Below are 18,129 nucleotides of genomic sequence, written 5' to 3' on the forward strand. Positions count from 1 at the left end.
ATACTGTAAACAACGCCTGACAAGTGCGACCTGCCAGGCGTTTTGCTCAATTAACAAGGCATCGGCGCATTTTTACGGGCGTAGCACCACCAGGTAATCGCGATGCAGCTCACATAAAAGCCGATGAAGCACCACAGGGCCGCGTCGGGGCTGCCCGTCAGCGCAATCGAGGTGCCATAGCTTTTCGGGATGAAGAAGGCGCCGTAGGCCGCCACGGCCGACGTGAAGCCCAGCACGGCCGCGCCTTCCTTGTTGGCGTCGACGATGGCCTGCTCCTGCGCCGCCTTGCCCTTGCCGGCCGCCGCGCGCTGGTGCTCCGTCAGGAAGATCACGGGGATCATGCGGAAGGTCGAGGCATTGCCGATACCCGTGCCGGCGAACAGCAGCATGAACATCCAGAAGAAGCCGTTGAAGCTGCCCGCAGCGTGCACACCTGCGCCGCCTTGCGGCATGAAGTACAGCACGCCCAGCACGGCGCCTATCATCAGCAGGAACGACCACAGGGTGACGCGGGCGCCGCCCAGTTTGTCGGAAATCACGCCGCCGGCCACGCGCGCCAGGGCGCCGACCAACGGTCCCAGGAAGGCGTAATCGAGCGGATTGACGTCAGGGAACTGGATCTTGATCAGCAGCGGGAACGCGGCCGAGTAACCGATGAAGGAGCCGAAGGTGCCCGTGTACAGCCAGCACATGAGCCAGTTGTGCTTGCGCTTGAAGATCACGGCCTGCTCGGAAAACGAGGCCTTGGCCGACGCCAGGTCATTCATGCCGAACCAGGCCAGCAAGGTGCTCAAGGCGATGAACGGCACCCAGATGAAGCCCGCGTTTTGCAGCCACATGTCCTTGCTCACGCCATTCTTCACCCAGGTGAGCGAATCGCCGCCCCAGGCGCCGAAGACGGCGAACGTGATCACCAGCGGCACGACGAACTGCACCACCGACACGCCCAGGTTGCCCAGGCCCGCATTCATGCCCAGCGCGAAGCCCTTGCTCGCCTTCGGATAGAAAAAGCTGATGTTGGCCATCGACGAGGCGAAATTGCCGCCGCCGAAGCCGCACAGCAGCGCCAGGATCAGCATGGTCGGATAACCGGTGTTCACATCCTGCACGGCCAGGCCGATGCCGATGGCGGGGATCAGCAGCGAACCCGTGGAAATGGCCGTCCAGCGGCGGCCACCGAAAATCGGCACCATGAACGAATAAAAGATGCGCAAGGTGGCGCCGGACAGGCCCGGCAAGGCCGTCAGCCAGAACAGCTGGTTGTTACTGTAGGTAAAACCGATGTTGGGCAGGTTGACCACCACCACGCTCCACACCATCCACACGGCGAACGCCAGCAGCAATGCGGGAATCGAAATCCACAGATTGCGCGCGGCCGTGGCCTTGCCCGTGCTTTGCCAGAAGCTCGGCGTTTCCGGCTCCCACGTATTGATCATGTAGCGGCTCATGCTTGTACTCCTGCGGGTTGATTGATGGGCGCCGCGCGCAGCGGCTTGAACGAGAAATGCATCCAGACGAGGGAAACGCAAACGGTGCCGTACAGGAGCATGAAGGAGCTCGAACGCACGCCGGTGAAGTCCACCAGGGCGCCGAACATCACGGGCAGGATGAAGCCGCCCAGGCCGCCGGCCAGGCCGACTACGCCCGAGACGGCGCCGATGTTGTCGGAAAAGTCATCGCCGATGAACTTGAAGACGGACGCCTTGCCCACGGCCATGGCAATGCCGACGATGAACAGCAGCACGGTGAACCACAGCGGCGACAGGCCGATATGGAAGGCCAGCGGCCCGGTGACGGTTTCCACGACCATCTGCGTTTGCGGATACGACAGCAGGAAGAAACACACCCAGCACACCCACATCACGGCCCACGTCACCTTGGCGGCGCCGTATTTGTCCGAGATCCAGCCGCCCACGGCGCGCAGCACGCCGCCCGGCAGCGAGAAGCAGGCCGCCAGCAGCGCCGCGTGCTTCAGGTCGAAACCGTATTCGGCCACGTAGTACTTCGTCATCCACAGGGCCAGCGCCACGTAGCCGCCGAACACCACCGAGTAGTACTGGCAGTAGCGCCATACGCGCGGGTCTTTCAGCACCTTCATTTGCGCGGAAAAGCTCTCGCCCGATGGGGCCAGGTGCGATTTGTCCGTGAACGAAAACAGCCAGAAGATGATGGCCGTGGCCAGCATGGCCACCGCATACACCTTGGGCAGCATCTGCCAGCCGAAGGCGGCGACGATGCCGGGAGCGACGAACTTGGTCAGCGCGGAACCGGAGTTGCCGGCGCCGAAGATGCCCATCGCCAGGCCGCGGCGCTCCTTCTCGTACCAGCGCGCCACGTAGGGCGTGCCGACGGAAAAGGAACCGCCCGCCAGGCCCACGAACATGCCCAGCACGAGGAAATGCCAGTAGGCGGTGGCGTAGGAGATCAGGTAGATCGGCACCACGCTGGCCAGCATCAGCAGGAAGAAGACGCGGCGTCCGCCGTATTTGTCCGTCCAGATGCCCAAGGGAACGCGCACGAGGGAGCCCGTCAGCACGGGCATGGCGGCCAGCAGGCCGAATTGTGTTTCAGTCAAGCCCAGGCTGGTCTTGATGGGGATGCCGAGCACGGCAAACATCATCCAAACCGCAAAGCAGATGGTAAATGCGAAGGTACTGCTGATCAATACGGATGCCTGCTTGCGCCGCATGCCCGGTTCGACTGCCTTGTTAATACTGTTGTTCTTAGTGCCATCTAGGGTAGCCACGATGTTTCTCCATGAATGCACTGGCCGTCTGGCCAGCCGTCCCGACCAGCTTACGTGGCAGAGGCGAAAGGCACTATCGGCCACAGGGTGATTCTGGGAAGGCAATCTGGATAGCCGCATCGGCAAAAGTGACTAGATGGCGCGGTGCGGGCCTAGCCTGGATGGCGGGTGTTTTACAAACCGGCGCATTTTTGGCACACTCGGCGCCTGGAGAAAAGGAACGGCATGCAGAATAGGCACGAAGCAGACGAGATCATCACCCGCGCGGCCCAGGCTGGCGATGTGGCAGCCATGCTGGCTTGCGATGCCTATGCCCAGGCGCACCCGGAGCGCGGCGAGGCCGTGCGCGCCGCCGTCGGCAAGGGGCAGTGCCAGGTGGCCATCCGGGCCGGACAGATGGCCGGCTATGCGCTCCTGCACGACGACTTCTTCGGCCACGATTTTGTCTCGCTGGTGGTGGTCGCGCCCGCGCACCAGCGCCGCGGCGTGGGATTGCGCCTGCTGGCGGCCGCCGCGCACGCGTGCACGACGGCCAAACTGTTTACGTCGACGAACCAGTCCAACGGCGCCGCGCAAGGGCTGTTCGCCAGCGCGGGCTTCGTGCGCAGCGGCCGGATCGACCATCTCGACGAGGGCGACCCTGAGCTGGTGTACGTCAAATTCCTGCCTTAGTCCCGTCTCATCCCGACGGCGTATGGTGCGGAAGGCCAAAGGCGGCTATGCTGTCGCCACGATCAATCAACGCCCACCACATCACGCATGGATTATCTGAGCCTCAAGCATTTTCACATGGGCTGCGCCGCCGCCAGCGGAGCGCTGTTCCTCTTGCGCGGCGCCTGGATGCTGCGCGCCTCGCCCGCCTTGCAGCAGCGCTGGGTAAAAATCCTGCCGCACCTGATCGACACGGCCCTGCTGGCCAGCGCCATCGGCCTGGCCGTGTGGAGCGGCCAGTCGCCGGGCAGCCAGCCGTGGCTGGCCGCCAAGCTGTGCGCGCTGCTGGCCTACATCGTGCTGGGCACCATCGCCCTGAAGCGGGGCAAGACGCCGGCCGTGCGCGGCGCCGCCTTCGCGGCAGCCGTGCTGGTATTCGCCTACATCGTCGCCGTGGCCGTTACCAAACAGGCATGGCCGCTGTAGCACCAGGTAAGCGCATCAGAAGAGGTAGCGCAGGGTGACGCTGGCATTGCGCGGCGCGCCCCAGTAGCCCTGGTTGTACATGCCAAGCTGGCTGTAGTAATGCTTGTCGAACAGATTGTTGACGTTCGCCTGCAGCGACAGCTGACGCGACAGCGCATATTTCACCATCAGGCCGGCCACCGCATAACCGCCCTGCTCCACGCGCTCGACACCGTTCGGTCCCGTGGCATCGCGGTAAGCGCCGCTCTGCCAGTTCACGCCGCCGCCCAGCGACAAGGCGCGCCAGCCGCCAGGCAACTGCCAGGTGGAAAACACGCGCGCCAGGGTCTGCGGCACATAGCTGTTCAGGCGCGCGCCCGTGTTGTCCCCGGCCGCCGCGTGCGACACGCTGGCCGAGACGTTCCAGCCCTTGGCCAGCTCGCCCGACATGTCCAGTTCCACGCCCTTGCTGGTGGTGCCCGAAGCCGCGTAGTACGCCTGCGTCAGGGAGTTGCCGACAACATGGCCCGTGTCTTCCTGCGCCAGGCCATCCTGCGCGATGCGGAACACGGCCAGCGCCGCATTGAGTTTGCCGCCGAAATACTCGCCCTTCACGCCCGCCTCCGCATTCTTGCCCTGCACGGGGTCGAGATAGCGGCCGAACCGGTCCTGGTAGCCCTGCGGCTTGAAGATCTTGCTGTAGCTGGTGTACAGCGCGTGCTGCGCATCGATATCCCATACCAGCCCCGCGTACGGTGTGACGGCGTGCTTGGCGTAGGCGTAGCCGCCACCCCAGTCATCGATATGATCAGCCTTGTAGCGGCTGTAGCGCGCGCCGACGATCAGCTTCAAGGGGTCGGCCAGCGAAAAGCGCGCCGTGCCATAGATGCCGCGCTGCTGCACCGTGTCGAGCAGCTTCCAGCGCGAGAAATTCGGGTCGTTCCAGTCCGGCTCCGGCGTCACGCCCTGCCATTGATGGAAATTGCCGTAGTCGACGCTGCCACCGGCAATGCCGGGGTTGCTGGCGAACTGGTTGCTGCCCGAGACGCCGAACGCCAGGTCGTGCGTGCGGCCCAGCAGCTGCAGCGGCCCCTGCACATAGGCGTCGACGCTGTCCTGGCGCCGCGTGCCCGAGTAAAAGCCGGCATAGCCCGTCACGCCCTGGCCCGTGGCCTTGTCCGGCCAGGTATTGGCGAAGAGTTCGGCCGCCGAGTAATTGCCCCAGCCGTGATTCAGCATGGCCGTCAGGTTCCAGCCCTTGCCCAGCTCCTGCTCCAGGCGCAGGAAAGCCGTCTGGCTGGTGCTGAACCAGCGGCTCCAGGCGGTCGCCGTGGTGGTGGAGCGGGAAAACGTGGCCCGTTCGCCATCCGCGTACCACAGCGGCAGGCCGCCGTACATGCCGCCGCGCGGGCGGTTATCCTGGTATTCATAGCCGGCGATCAGCACGCTGCCGGGCGCCAGATCCGCCTCGACGGTGGCATACGCCATGGCCTTCTTGCCATGATACAGATTCACATACGATTCGCTGTCCTGGTAGCTGGCCACGACTCTTGCGCGCACCTTGCCGTCGGCACTCAGGGGCGTGGACAGGTCGGCGCTGGCGCGCGCATTGTTCCAGGAACCCAGGCTCAGGGCCGCATTCCCGGCCAGCTGCCTCGATGACGCGCGCTTGCGCACCAGGTTGATGGTGGCGGACGGCTCGCCCGCGCCCGTCAGCAGGCCCGTGGCGCCGCGCACGATCTCGACCCTGTCGTAGGCCGTCATGTCCAGGGTGCTGTCGCCCACGTTGAATGCATTGTCGACCGTGGTGGGTATGCCGTCATACTGGTAGCTGGCGATGGAAAAACCGCGCGCGAAGAACGAAGTGCGGTCGCTGTCGTAACGGTTGATGGCGATGCCGGCCGCGTTTTGCAGCACCTCTTCCACCGTTTGCAGGTTCTGGTCATCCATCTGCTGGCGCGTGACCACGCTGACGGCCTGCGGCGTCTCGCGCACGGACAGGCCCAGGCGCGTGGCCGAGCGCATGCTCTGCGTCGTGTACGCGCCGCTGCCTTCCGTCGCGCCGTTCGCATCAAAGCGGGCGCTGACCTTCATCTCGGGCATGGTCTGGCCGCCATCGGCCGCTGCCGCGTCGAGCACATAACCGCCATTGGCCTGCGGCACGGCGCGCAGGCCCGAGCCGGCGACGATGGCGCCCAGCGCTTCTGGCACGCTGTAGCTGCCCGCCAGGCCGGCGCTGCGCTTGCCCGCCAGCGCCGCGGCCTGATAGGAAATCATGGTGCCCGTCTGCTGGCCGAAGCGCACCAGCACCTGTTCCAGGGTGCCGGCCGGTATCTCCAGCGCGATGCGCGCCGCGTTCGCGGCCTGGGCCGCTGGAGCCGAGATGAAAGCGCCGCTGGCGGCGAGCAGCCACAGGGCGTGGCTGACGGCCAGCGCCGCCACGCTGCGGCGGCAGGTACTGGAAGCGGAAGAAACGTGAATAAGTGTTGTGCTGGGCATGCGGACTGTTTTCCTGAAAGTGAATGAAGGGTTCACTTGCTATGTCACGCGAAAATCGCAAACCCCTCACTTTTCAGAAAATATTCATGCATGCTGCCGATGCGGCGTCACGCTCACCCAGAAGCGCGTGCTCTGGCGCACGTCGACGGGCAAGGTGCGCGTCAGCATGTCGAGCACCTGCCCCGTATCGGCCAGCGGGTAGATGCCTGACACGCGCAAGTGGGCGATGGCCGGATCGCAAGCCAGGCGCCCAGGGCGGTAGCGCGCCAGCTCGCCGATAAACTCCGCCAGCGGCATGTCGTGCGCCACCAGCATGCCGGCCGTCCACGCGTCTGCGCCGGCGGGCAAGGTCCGAATCGCGCCGATCTGCGCCGCCGTAAAGCTGGTTTGCCGGCCCGCCTGCAGCCTGCCCGCCGCATCGGGCGCATGTTCCAGTTGAATGTCGACGGCACCGGCGAACACCCCCAGCTGCGTGCGGTCGCCTTCCATGCGGACGGCAAAGCGCGTGCCCACCGGTTGCAAGCGGCCTTGCGCCGTTTGCACGAAAAATGGCCGGCCGGCCGGGTCGCGCGCCGTAGTGACCATGATTTCGCCCTTCAGCAGCGTCACCAGGCGCTGGCCCGCGTCATAGCGCACGTCGATGCCGGACGCCGTATTGAGCGCGATGCGCGTGCCGTCATCCAGCACCACGTGGCGTAATTCTCCCGTGCCGGTACGGTAATCCGCGAACCAGAAACGCGCCTGTTCATCGCCGCCCGCCAGCCAGGCGCCGCCGCCCACGGCCAGCAACGCCAGCAGCTTGAGCGACTGCCGGCGCGCCGCATTCGCCTGCGCATGCGCGGGTTTGCGCGCCAGCGTGCCATGCGCCAGCGGCGCGGGCAAGGCACGCATGCGCGCCATGCAGCCTTCCACATGCTGCCAGGCTTGCTCATATTCGGGGTCGCTGTCGCGCCAGGCGCGCCACGCGTGCTCCACTTCCGCCGTCGCGTCGTTGGCCTGCAGGCGGACCAGCCATTCCACCGCTTGCAGGCTGGCCGCTTCCGGCGTGAAGGCGCCCATCACGATGCCGGATGCGCAAAGAAACACCGGTGCATGGCTTTGACCAGGTAGCGCTGCACGGTGGCCAGCGAGACATTCAGTTCCAGCGCGATGGCCGCCTGCGGCATGCCATCGAGCTGCGCCAGCAGAAAGGCGCGGCGCACGGCAGGCGCCAGGCCATCGAGGCGGCGGTCGATGTCGAACAGGGCTTCGAGCAGGATCGCCTGCGCCTCGGGATCGGGCGCGTGCTGCGCCGGCAGGCTGGCCAGCGTTTCCAGGTAGGCCGCCTCCAGGTCGCGCCGGCGGTACAGATTGCCCAGCACCCCCTTGGCCACCGTCGTCAGGAAGGCGCGCGGCTCGCGTGCGGCGATGCTTTCCTCGCGATTGAGCAGGCGCATGAAGGTGTCGTGCGCCACGTCGGCCGCATCAAAGGCGTTGCCCAGCTTGTGCCTGAGCCAGCCTTGCAGCCAGCGGTGGTGATCGTGATACAGGCTGCCCACCTCCTGGTGAACGCCGGGTTGGGCAGCCGACACGTCGCATACTCCCTGGTTCGCAAATAATAATGATTCGCATTCTATATCTATGCGGTGCTGCGGCGCAAGCGCCCGGCAAATGCCTGCCTGACGCGCTGCTTGCAAACGCTGCCATGATGATCGCGTCCGCCGGCGTAGCGCACGTTGCAAGTTCTGCAGAGCGCGCCCAGATACGCGGCAATGATAGTATTGGCAACACTTCAACACGCAGGCCTCCCTGGCCATGCATCCACACTATTGAAAGGCAACCATGCTGCTATCTGAACTGCTGACCAAGCTCACCTGCGGCGACCTGGAAGGCGAGGAACTGGACGAAGCCGTCACCGCCATCACTGCTGCGCCCTCCGCGCCACGCAACGAGTGGGTCGACAGCGATGCGCAAGCCTACACGGACGCGATCCTCTTGCACCTGGCCTGCTATACGGCGTCGAGCGACAAGCTCGATGAACTGCACGAACAGATACAGGACATGTTCGACGAATTCCCCGACTTCCCGTACGAGATGCTCGAGGACAGCGGCGGCAGCGCGCTGCCCTATTTCGAATGGCTGGACACGGAACTGGCGCAGCGCGCCGTGGACGACGGCGGCTATGAGCTGATCCAGATCGACGGCAACGGCTCCGACGAAATGGATGCGCTGGTGGTGTACCGGCGCGATACAGACGACATCATCCAGGCGGCGGCATTGATGGGAGTGACGATAGTCCGGCCGCTCACTTACTATCGCGGCATTGAAGCGACGGTGGGCAAGCGGCCGTTCTGAGAGACCACGCCTATTGCACCGGCAAGGCGCTCACATCGACGGCGGGCGGCAGGCCCGTGGCCGGGCGCGTGAAGTTCTGGCTGGTCTTCACGTAGTCGGCAAAGAAGCCGCCGTTATGCAGGTAGAACCTGCCGTTTTCCACGCCGCCCGCGTAATCCATGCGCTGCGCATTGGTGGCCGTGGCGTCGCCCGTGAAGCGCCCCGCCGTCACTTCCGACCAGGTGCCCGATGCACTCCTTGCCCACTGGTTGCCGAACTGGACGCGGCGCTCCGTGTGGCCCAGGGTGTCGATGAAATTCTCGAGGAAGGAATGCACGCCCGTCAAATAGGTGGAAATCGCCGGCCGCTTCCAGGTGGCGATATAGCGCCACTTGCCCGTCTCGGGCGCGAAGAACCAGGCCGAGTAATCGCTGCCGCCATTGCCGTCGGGCCGCGCGCGCGTGATGAAACGGTACGTCGTGCCGGCAGCCCAGTTATACGACAGATAGGTCTGCCCGCCCGTGCCCTCGCCGCCGAACGCATTGTCGACCACGCCGGCGCCCTTGCTGACCAGGGTGGTCTTCGCGCCATTGTCGGCGTCCCACACGGAGAACAGTATCCAGCGCTCGCCGGGCGATTTCACCTGGATGCCCATGTAGCCCTGGCCAAAGCCGTTGGCCATGAAGTAGGAGCCGACAGCGTCCTGGCCCACGGGGATCGTCATCTCGTTATAAAAATACTCGGTATTGGCCGGTACCGCGTAGCCCATGTGCACGGACGGGCCGCGCCGCGACCAGTAGTAATTGGCGGGATCGTTGGCGTAATTGAGCGCGGCGTTCGCCGTCACCTTCAGCGCCGCAACGTCGCCAAACGTGGCCTTTGCGCGCGACAGTCCCTGCAAGTCCACCTTCACATAGCCGGCCGCCGCCACGTTCACCGTGCCCACGGCATAGGTCTTGCGCTCCTTGCCGGCCAGCTTGACGTCGAACGGCGTGCCGTTGATCTTCACGCGGATGGTGCTGTTGCCGCCGTCGGCCAGGCTGGCGTCGAGCGCCACCTGCACGGGGCCCGCCCCGGCCACGCGGAAGTAGGTGCTGGCGACGGCAGCGGGATTGCTCCAGCCGGACAGGCCGCGCTCGCTGATGACGGCGCCCTCATTCCCGCTCGTGATGAAGGCGTTGCCAGCCAGTTCCACGGTGGCGGACGTGGCGGGCGCGGCCACGCTGGCGGCCAGCAAGGCCGTATTGCCGTTGCCCGTGGCGGTGGCGCCGCCGCAGGCCGCCAGCAGCAAGGGCATGACGGGAAGGATGGCATGGAATAATGCACTTCTGTGTTTCATCGACGTCTCCTGGTGGTGAAGCTTTGCGACGGGCGAACACTGGCCTGCGCACCTGCGCCGCGGTTGAAAAACGCATGGGGATAGAAAAAACCCGCTACGGCAACTGGTGCGGTAGCGGGTCGTTAAGGCTTAGTACTTGCCGTCGAGGGCGAAGATCGGCTTGCGCGATTTCCACTGCCCGCCCGTGAAGTCCGGGAAATCCAGGGTCTGGAAGTTGGCGGCGATCGACTGCTCGGACAGGGGCGTGATGGCGCTCCACGTCACGGCGTCGTAGATATCGATCGGCATCGGCGCGTTGGCCTTCAATGCTTCGACAAAGGCGTGGATGACGAAGAAGTCCATGCCGCCGTGGCCCGCGCCTTCGGCCTGCGCCGCGTACTTGCGCCAAACGGGGTGGTCATACTTGTCCTGGTAGAGTTTGAAATCGTCCCACTGGTGCGGCTTGCTGACGCCTTCGATGTGGATGGAATTATTCAGGTCCATCCACAGGCCGTCCGTGCCTTGCACGCGGAAGCCCAGCGAGTACGGGCGCGGCAGGCTGGTATCGTGCTGCAGGATGATGGTTTCGCCGTTCTCGCAGGCCAGGGTGGTGGTGACGATATCGCCCAGCTTGAATTTCACCTTGGCGTTCGCATGCTGCGCGCCGCCCGGCTGCTTGACGATGTAGTCGTGCAAGCCGCGCGCCTTGCTGGCGAAGGCGTTGATGCGCGTAAAGCGGTTGCCGCGGTTGATGTTGGTGTACATGGCGCACGGGCCGATGCCGTGGCTCGGATACAGTTCGCCGTTGCGCTCGACCGAGTGCTGCGTGCGCCAATGGGCTTCCGACCAGCCCTTCTCTCCGAATTCCACGCCGCCGCCGTACGGCTTGGCGGGATTGCCGCTGTTGAATTTGACGGCGCGCAGATCGTGCTGATAGCCGCCCTGCAGGTGCAGCAGTTCGCCGAACAGGCCGGCGCGCACCATCTGCAGCGCCGCCATCACGTCGCGGCGGTAGCACACGTTTTCCAGCAACATGTACGGCGTACCGGTCTTCAACTGGGTATTCAGGACATCCCAGTGGTCTTGCAGGGTGATGCCGGCCACCACTTCGCAGCCGACGGCGATTTTCGCCTGCATGGCGGCAATCGCCATCGGTGCGTGGAATTCCCACGGCGTGGCGATGATCACGCCATCGAGGCCGCCCGCGTCCAGCATGCGCTTGTAGGCTTTCTGGTCGCGGTCTTCGCCATACGTGCGCGGACGCGGCTTGCCGGCTTTTGCCACCTGGCCCAGCGCGTGTTTCAGCATGATCGGTTCGATATCGCACAGGGCCACCACTTCCACGTCGTCGCGGCGCACCAGTTCGGCCAGCAGCACCTGGCCGCGCATGCCCGTGCCGATCACGCCCAGGCGGACCTTGTCGCGGCCGGCCACAGGGGCGGCGTTGGCGTCGCCGGGCAGCAGTGCGCTGCCGGCCATGGCGCCACCGGCCAGCGCGGCGCTGGCGGAGAGGAAATTGCGTCGATTGATTTGTGTTGTCATTGGTCTCTACTCGCTTCCGTTGGTAATGATCGTCACCGGCCCGCCGCACGGCGGGCCGGCTGCAGTTTAATAGGTGTATTCAGCCGTAAAGCGCACGGAACGCGGCGCCGTGCGTCCATCGACCTGCAGGTAATTGCGGGAGATGGCGCCATGGTCTTCGCGCGTTTCGGTGTAACGGGTCACGGTCTGGCTGTTGAACACATTGAACACGTCCACTTTCAGGCTCAGGCCTTTGACGGCGCTGGGAGTATAGGCCACATTCATGTCCAGCTGGGCTTGCCATGGCAGGCGGCCCTGGCTGCCGCGCGGCGCCGGCTTGCCATTGCAATAGAAGTAGGAATCGCCGTAATTGTTCTCGAACTTCAGGTTATCGGGCAGCGCGCCGATGCAGTTGCGCGGCGCACCCGAGATCAGCGACAGGTTGGCGCCCACCATCACGTCCGGGATGAGCTGCATGAAGCCGTAGGCCTTGAAGGCGTGGCGGTGGTCGCCCGGCAGGTAGCCATACGCGTTGTACATCAATTCCTTGTGGTCGTCGCTCACCGTCAGGCCCACGTCGCCGCCGCCGATGCTGTCCGTCTGGCCTTCCATATTGCCCTTCAGGCCGGACAAGGTGTAGGTCAGCTTGCCGTACCAGCCATCCGTGTACGGGTGCTCGATGAACATGTTCAAGGCGCGGTAGGTGCGCGATGGCAGCGGGTTGCCCCACTCCGCCGCCGAAATATCCACTCGGCGCAGGCCCTTGCCATCGTCAAAGTCCACCATCAGGCTGTTGTCGCGGCCCGGGTTGATGATGGCGCACTGGAAGCCGCTCCAGTTGCCCGTATCGACGCCGTTGCGCGTGGCCCAGGCTTGCAGCGGACGCTCGTCGCAGGTGTCGTCGTTGGTGTCGTTCAGCTTGCGGTACAGGAAGCTGGCGCCCACCACCAGCTTCTTGCTCAGGGCGCGTTCGAAGCCCAGCGAGAATTCATCCTGCGACAGCGGCTTGAGGCCGACGGCCGTCACTTCGCGCGCATCGCGGCTCTGTCCATACGCGTTGTTGGCCGAATACGGCTTGCTGATGGCGTGCAGGCCCGTCGGCGCGCCCGTGACGGGATCGACGCCCGTGTAGGTGAACATCTCGCTGGTGGCCAGGAAGGGGCTGGCCATGTTGCTCGACAAATTCGACGGCACCGGCAAGTGGTAACGGCCGCCATTGGCGAAGAATTTCAGGGTGCCGTCGCCCAGGTAATCCCAGGTGGCGCCCACGCGGGGAGCGATCATGTTGCGCTGTGAAATGAAGGCCACGCCATCGGTGCTGTAGTTGGTGAACTGTTCGCGGCGCAGGCCCAGGTCCAGCAGCACCCGTTCCGTGACCTGGTAGTGATCCTGAATGTACTGCGCCGATTGCACGCTGGTCGGACGCGCCAGGTTGGCGTTCAATTCCTTGCTGACGTAATAGCCATCCTTGCCGTAGCCGTTGCCCTGTGCCGGCGTTTCAAAGGCGCCGTTGATCAGGAGCGTCGGATCCTTGACCTTCTCGTATCTCCAGCGGTAGCCGCCGGCCAGGCTCAGGCCCACTTTCGATTCCACGTCGATGCGGTCGATGCCGCCGCGCAGCGAATGCTTGCCCAGCTTGTATTCCAGGTCCAGGCGCTTGGCCTTCTGGCGGTCTTCCGACGACGGGTCGACCAGAGTACCGGTCACCGTTTGCGGATTGGCGTACGTCAGGCCAGGCACCTGGGTCGATTCATTCGACGACGTTTGCGCCAGCAGCGGATTGTAGCCTTCCGGGGTACGGCGGTGCGAAGTGCGCGACTGCCCCATCATCGCCGTCACCGTCAGGTTATCCGTCAGGTAGCCCGTGTACTTGAAGATGTCGACATTCGCGCCCGGCGCGGCCGACGAGCCGCAGCAGTTGAAGGTGGTCTCGCTCCCGCCGCCAGGCACGTTGTTGCGTTTCAAGGTGGTATAGTCGAAACCATAGCTCTGGCTGTCCGTCGTCGTGCGGTCATACAGCTTGGTATATTCAAAGTGATGGTCGTCCGTCAGGTTGTAGTCCAGCTTGGCCATCATGCGGTCAACCTTGCTCTTGCTCTCGCGCCAGCCGTTCGGCAGCACCTTGTCGACCAGGTCGTCGCGCGCACCGGCGACGGCACCGCCGTCCGTGCGCGTCTGTTCCAGCGCCACGAAGGCGAACAGCTTGTTCTTGATCAGCGGTCCGCTGCCGTACAGGCCGACGACCTTGCTGGTGCTGCCGTTATCGCGGTTCCAGTACTTCAAGGTGCCATCCGTCTTCGGATTGGCGCCCGTGTTCGGGTAATACCGGTTTTCCGTCGTGCCCTTCAGCGAGCGGGGGATGATGGAGACCTTGCCGCCGAATTCGACCTTGTTGCCGCCGCTCTTGGTGGTGATATTGATCACGCCGCCCGTGGAGCGGCCGAATTCCGAACCATAGCCGCCCGACAGCACCTGCAGGTTGGAGATCGCGCCGAACGGCAGCTCCGACGCGCCCACCTGGGTCAGGAGGTTAGTGATGGGGAAGCCGTTGACGTAGAACGCATTTTCGGACTGGCCCGAGCCGCCGATCGATGGTGCATTGCCATACACGCTGTTGGTGCCGCGCGAAACGCCCGGCGTCAGCTGCACGATGGAGGCGACATCGTTACCGACTGGTAACGCCTTGAGCTCCTTGGCCGTGAAGATCACGCCATTGTTGGTGTTCGACACGTCGATCGGATTGCGCGACGCCTTCACCACGACGGTCTGTTCCTGGCCCACGGGGCCGGGCGCGCTGGCCGGGCCGAAGTTGGCTTCGGCGCCCGCGCCGATCAGGGCCTCGACTTCCTGCGTCGCTTCGACCGCACCGGCGCGCAGCACGCGCACCGCGTAGCGGCCCGGCGGCATGGAGTTGGCCACGTAGCGGCCCGACGCATCGGGCGTCAGGGTGCGCTGCACGCCCGTCGCCAGGTTTTCCAGCACCACGGTGGCGCCGGCCGGCGCGCTCACTTCGCCGAAAATGGTACTGGTGGCGTTCGACTGTGCCCAGGCCTGGCCTGGCACGCCGGCCGCCAGGGCGATGACGATGGCGGCGGCGCGGCTGATGTCGCGCAATTTGAGTCGTGTGCTATGCATGGGTGTCTCCATCTATTCGAGGGTTATCGGCGCCTTCCCTCGCTCCGTGACGAAGCCGTGGGGCGCCATTTTTATGGTGATCGTCGGAAGGCGGAGCCAGGCAGTTGCACCTTCCGGGAAACCAGTCCGTATCGGCTGATTTTCGTTTTCTTGGAAATACTTTAAAAAGAAAAATAACTACCGTCAATGAAAAGAAAGTAATAACGCAAATTTATCTCTAAAATGAGCAAATAAATGCGATTTATCTTTCGTTTTAATGAGTTTCTCCGCAGATAACTTTCGCTATCGTGGTGTGGCAGATACACGCGCACACAAGGAGACCGTCGGGAAGGCACAAATCGCGCAGTGACGGGGAGAGAAAAACGCGAAAGACGACAGGACAATCGCCCATAACTTACGTTTATCTTTCGTATTGCGCATTTCGGAATGTTGTCTTTTTCTTTTCATCGCAATACCCCGGCCCGCAGGCAGGCCGGGGTAGCGTCACGCCTTAAAAGAACTTGTAGCTGGCCGACAGGGCAAACTGGCGGCCGAACAGGTCCTGGCTATGGTTGTAGCCTTCCCAGCCGTTCGGGTCGTAGTACGGCTGCTTGTTGAACGCGTTCTTCACGTTCAGGCCCACGTCGAGGTTCTTGAACGGCTTCCAGCTGAAGGCCAGGTTGACCGTCGTGTACGACGGCGCACCCTTGCACTGCCCCGCTGGCAGGGACACGGAAGCGGCGGTGCAGTTTTCCGGCGTGTTGTCCTTGTCCCACGGACCGTAGGCCCAGCGCGTCTTGCCCGAATAGTTGATGAACACGCTGCTGACGAAGTTGCGGTAGCTCCAGTCGGCGTTGACTGTCGCGCGGTAGCGCGGCGAATCGTAGTAGCCGACGGTATTGCCCTTGATATCGCTGCCGTCTTCGCTGTCATGGGTGTCGCGCTTGCGGATGGTGGCGGCGATGCCGGTACTCAGCTTGCCCCAGTCGCCGAGCGAAAAGCGCGTGCGCGCGTCGATGTCCACGCCGTCCATCAGAGTGCGGCCGCGGTTCGAGTACGAGTTGATCAAGCCGCCCAGGTTGCCCACCGAGTAGCCCGGCACGCCGCCCGCGCACACGCCCGCGTTGGCTGGATTGGCGCACATGGCAGCCACCGCCGCCATATTGCCCCGGTCCGTGTCCGTCAAGTCGTTGCGGATGGCGCTCGACGTGCCGGCCAGGGTCGGGCCGTATTTGCCCACCAGTTCCGTAAACAGCTCGTTGAAGTCCTGGCGCACGATTTCGTCGCGGCGGTTGATGAACCAGTAGTCGATCGAGATGCTCACGTCCTTGGCCGGCTGCAGCACCAGGCCCACGGTCGAAATCTTGGCCTTTTCCGGGCGCAGGTTCTGGTTCGGCGGCGTCAGGCCGCCCACAGTCGTGGAGCAGTTCGAATTGAGCAGGCTCTTGCCCAGGTCCGCATCCGTCGCCACTTTGGACTTCATCAGGGCGCGCGCCATGGCATTCGTTTCATCGCAGCGCACCGTGTCGCGGATGCCGCCCACCTGCGCAAACACGCCGCCCGAACCCGATTCAGCCAGGTTCGGCGCGCGGAAGCCTTCCGAATACGTCCCGCGCAGCATCAGGTCGGGCCGCGCGCGCCAGATCACGCCCAGCTTGGGCGCCAGGTTGGCCGAAAAATGCGGGTATTTGTCCAGGCGCGCGGCCGCATTGACTTCCAGGGTGTCGCTGAGCGGCAGCACCACTTCGCCAAACACGGCCGCGATGGTGCGCTTGCCATCGAACCAGGAACCGCCCTGCTGCGTGATCAGGCCATTGGCCGCATCCGCGTTGCCGGGCGTGAGAAAACTCTCGCGCATGACGTTGGTGCCCACGGCGGCGCGCACTTCGCGCTCGCCCAGCTTGAACAGCGTGCCTTCCAGCTTGGCGTCCCACGTCATCAGCTTGGTCCACGATTCAATGGCGAAGGTCGGGTAGGCGGCGCGCAGCAGCGCCGCATTGGCCTCGCTGATTTCGCCGAACTTGTAGGCGGGATTGTCCGCGATATACGTGCGGCCGCTGACGGGATCTTTCGTGAACGGGCCGAACGCCTGCTTGAAGCCATTGATGTTCAGGTTGGCCGTCTGGAACAGGGTGGAATGGCTGCCCGCCACGCTGAGCGCCGTTTCAAAATCCCAGCCGCCGCCGATGCCGCCGCGCAGGCCGACGAGCGCGCGGTAGTTTTCATCGACGTTCTTCTGGCCGAAATGGCCCGTGGCATCCTGCAGCAGGTAGTTCAGGCCCGCCGCGCCGCCCATCTTGGCCACCATGTCGGCATCGAGCTTGCCTTTCAGGTAGACGTTGTTCGGGCTCAGGAAAGGCGTGGCGAAGGTGTTCAGGGTGGTGCCCGTGTTGCGCGCAAACCAGTTGTTCGTGCTGCCGCTGTTGAAGCTGGAGGGGCCATTCTCGCCGCGCATCTTGATGTGGGTGTAGGCGCCTTCCGCGAACGCTTCCATGTCGCCGCCCAGCTTCAGCCGGCCGCTCAGGTAAGCCGTGGCGCGCTCCGAGGTGGGGCCCGTGTCGAGCTGGTTGGGCAGCGCATTCCACACGCAGCGCGTGCCCGACGCCTCGCTGATGCTGGTGTTGCAGCCTGGCGCGGCGCGCTGGGTGCGCGCATTGTTGTTGGCCTTGTCGAAGACAAAGAAGGTCCCCGGGTTCATTACGCCCGGCTCGCTGCCCACGCCCACGCGCATGTTGGGGATGAAATTCGGATTATTCACATAAAAATATGATGGGCGCTTCTGCCAGGTATCGGCCAGCGCGATGCGGTCGCGCTGGTAGACGTTGACGGAACCATAGATGTTGTAGCCGTCGCTGGCCATGTCGCCGACGCCATACAGCACGCTGGCCTGGCGTTCGCCATAGGCTTTCACGCTGGGCGAAAACTCGCCGTTGGCGCGCGCCTCCAGCCCTTGATACGACTTCTTGGTGATCACGTTGATGACGCCGGCCACGGCATCGGAGCCATACACGGCCGACGCGCCGTCCGTCAGGATTTCCATGCGCTCGATGGCGGCGGCCGGGATGGCGTCGATATTGACGAACATGGTCTGGAAACCGGCCGGCGCGCCGTAGAACGACAGGCGGCGGCCATTGAGCAGCACCAGGGTGCCCTGCGCACCCATGCCGCGCAGGTTCGCCTGCGAACCGCCGTCCGACCCCGTGAACATCGAGCGGAAATCCTGCTGCGCCGGACGGGCCGCAGGCAGGTTGTCGAGCACCTGCAGCAAGGTGAGCGCGCCCATGTTTTCGATCTGCTTGGCGTTGATCACCTGCACGGGCGACGCCGTTTCCGCGTTGATGCGCTTCAGGCTGGAACCCGTCACTTCGACGCGCGCCAGTTTGTCCTCTTCCGCTGCCAGCGCCGTCGACGCCAGCCCTACCGCCACCATGGCGGCCATCAGTTTTTTCAAGTGCATTCCCATCTCCCTTTTATAAGTGATTTGTTTTCGTCAGGCTGCAAG

Annotated in this window: 12 protein-coding genes; 3 read left to right on the plus strand and 9 right to left on the minus strand. The window is 64.2% G+C overall.

The genetic code is table 11. The features are described 5' to 3' along the window. Window positions 1–50: 50 nt before the first annotated feature. Window positions 51–1,448 (minus strand): NarK family nitrate/nitrite MFS transporter, encoded by a 1,398-nt coding sequence (locus CBW50_RS21230; protein WP_086147389.1) that lies wholly within the window; start codon window positions 1,446–1,448, stop codon window positions 51–53. After that, window positions 1,445–2,689 (minus strand): nitrate/nitrite transporter, encoded by a 1,245-nt coding sequence (locus tag CBW50_RS21235; protein WP_086147390.1) that lies wholly within the window; start codon window positions 2,687–2,689, stop codon window positions 1,445–1,447. The genes CBW50_RS21230 and CBW50_RS21235 overlap by 4 nt, the downstream gene beginning before the upstream one ends. A gap of 282 nt (window positions 2,690–2,971) precedes the next feature. Here CBW50_RS21235 and CBW50_RS21240 point away from each other — a divergent pair, with 282 nt between their 5' ends. Continuing rightward, window positions 2,972–3,418: an N-acetyltransferase gene (locus CBW50_RS21240; RefSeq protein WP_086147391.1), complete on the plus strand. Its 447-nt coding sequence runs from the start codon at window positions 2,972–2,974 to the stop codon at window positions 3,416–3,418. A gap of 87 nt (window positions 3,419–3,505) precedes the next feature. Beyond that, window positions 3,506–3,883 (plus strand): SirB2 family protein, encoded by a 378-nt coding sequence (locus CBW50_RS21245; protein WP_086147392.1) that lies wholly within the window; start codon window positions 3,506–3,508, stop codon window positions 3,881–3,883. 15 nt (window positions 3,884–3,898) lie between these two features. Here CBW50_RS21245 and CBW50_RS21250 read toward each other — a convergent pair whose 3' ends face one another. From CBW50_RS21250 to CBW50_RS21260, 3 genes are all read right to left on the minus strand, one after another. After that, window positions 3,899–6,361: a TonB-dependent receptor gene (locus CBW50_RS21250; protein WP_086147393.1), complete on the minus strand. Its 2,463-nt coding sequence runs from the start codon at window positions 6,359–6,361 to the stop codon at window positions 3,899–3,901. An 84-nt stretch (window positions 6,362–6,445) separates the two neighbouring features. Further along, complete coding sequence (locus CBW50_RS21255; protein ID WP_086147394.1) at window positions 6,446–7,420, minus strand: FecR domain-containing protein; 975 nt, start codon at window positions 7,418–7,420, stop codon at window positions 6,446–6,448. Beyond that, window positions 7,420–7,932: a sigma-70 family RNA polymerase sigma factor gene (locus tag CBW50_RS21260; RefSeq protein WP_086147395.1), complete on the minus strand. Its 513-nt coding sequence runs from the start codon at window positions 7,930–7,932 to the stop codon at window positions 7,420–7,422. The genes CBW50_RS21255 and CBW50_RS21260 overlap by 1 nt, the downstream gene beginning before the upstream one ends. A gap of 250 nt (window positions 7,933–8,182) precedes the next feature. Between CBW50_RS21260 and CBW50_RS21265 the strand changes: the two genes are divergently transcribed. Beyond that, the gene (locus tag CBW50_RS21265) at window positions 8,183–8,695 is read left to right on the plus strand and encodes a hypothetical protein (RefSeq protein ID WP_086147396.1); all 513 of its coding nucleotides are present in this window, start codon (window positions 8,183–8,185) and stop codon (window positions 8,693–8,695) included. Between the two features lie 10 nt (window positions 8,696–8,705). On the opposite strand, the gene CBW50_RS21270 is transcribed toward CBW50_RS21265, so the two are convergent. The 4 genes from CBW50_RS21270 to CBW50_RS21285 all read right to left on the minus strand — a co-directional run bounded on the left by CBW50_RS21270 (window position 8,706) and on the right by CBW50_RS21285 (window position 18,084). Further along, window positions 8,706–10,013 (minus strand): DUF3472 domain-containing protein, encoded by a 1,308-nt coding sequence (locus CBW50_RS21270; protein ID WP_226935619.1) that lies wholly within the window; start codon window positions 10,011–10,013, stop codon window positions 8,706–8,708. Between the two features lie 129 nt (window positions 10,014–10,142). Continuing rightward, window positions 10,143–11,534: a Gfo/Idh/MocA family protein gene (locus CBW50_RS21275; protein WP_216356388.1), complete on the minus strand. Its 1,392-nt coding sequence runs from the start codon at window positions 11,532–11,534 to the stop codon at window positions 10,143–10,145. Between the two features lie 66 nt (window positions 11,535–11,600). Beyond that, on the minus strand, window positions 11,601–14,648 hold the full coding sequence (locus tag CBW50_RS21280) for a TonB-dependent receptor (protein ID WP_086147398.1): 3,048 nt from the start codon (window positions 14,646–14,648) through the stop codon (window positions 11,601–11,603). Between the two features lie 490 nt (window positions 14,649–15,138). After that, complete coding sequence (locus CBW50_RS21285; protein ID WP_086147422.1) at window positions 15,139–18,084, minus strand: TonB-dependent siderophore receptor; 2,946 nt, start codon at window positions 18,082–18,084, stop codon at window positions 15,139–15,141. Between the last annotated feature and the right edge of the window lie 45 nt (window positions 18,085–18,129).

It is taken from the genome of Janthinobacterium sp. GW458P, assembly GCF_002127585.1.
Lineage (GTDB): Bacteria > Pseudomonadota > Gammaproteobacteria > Burkholderiales > Burkholderiaceae_D > Janthinobacterium.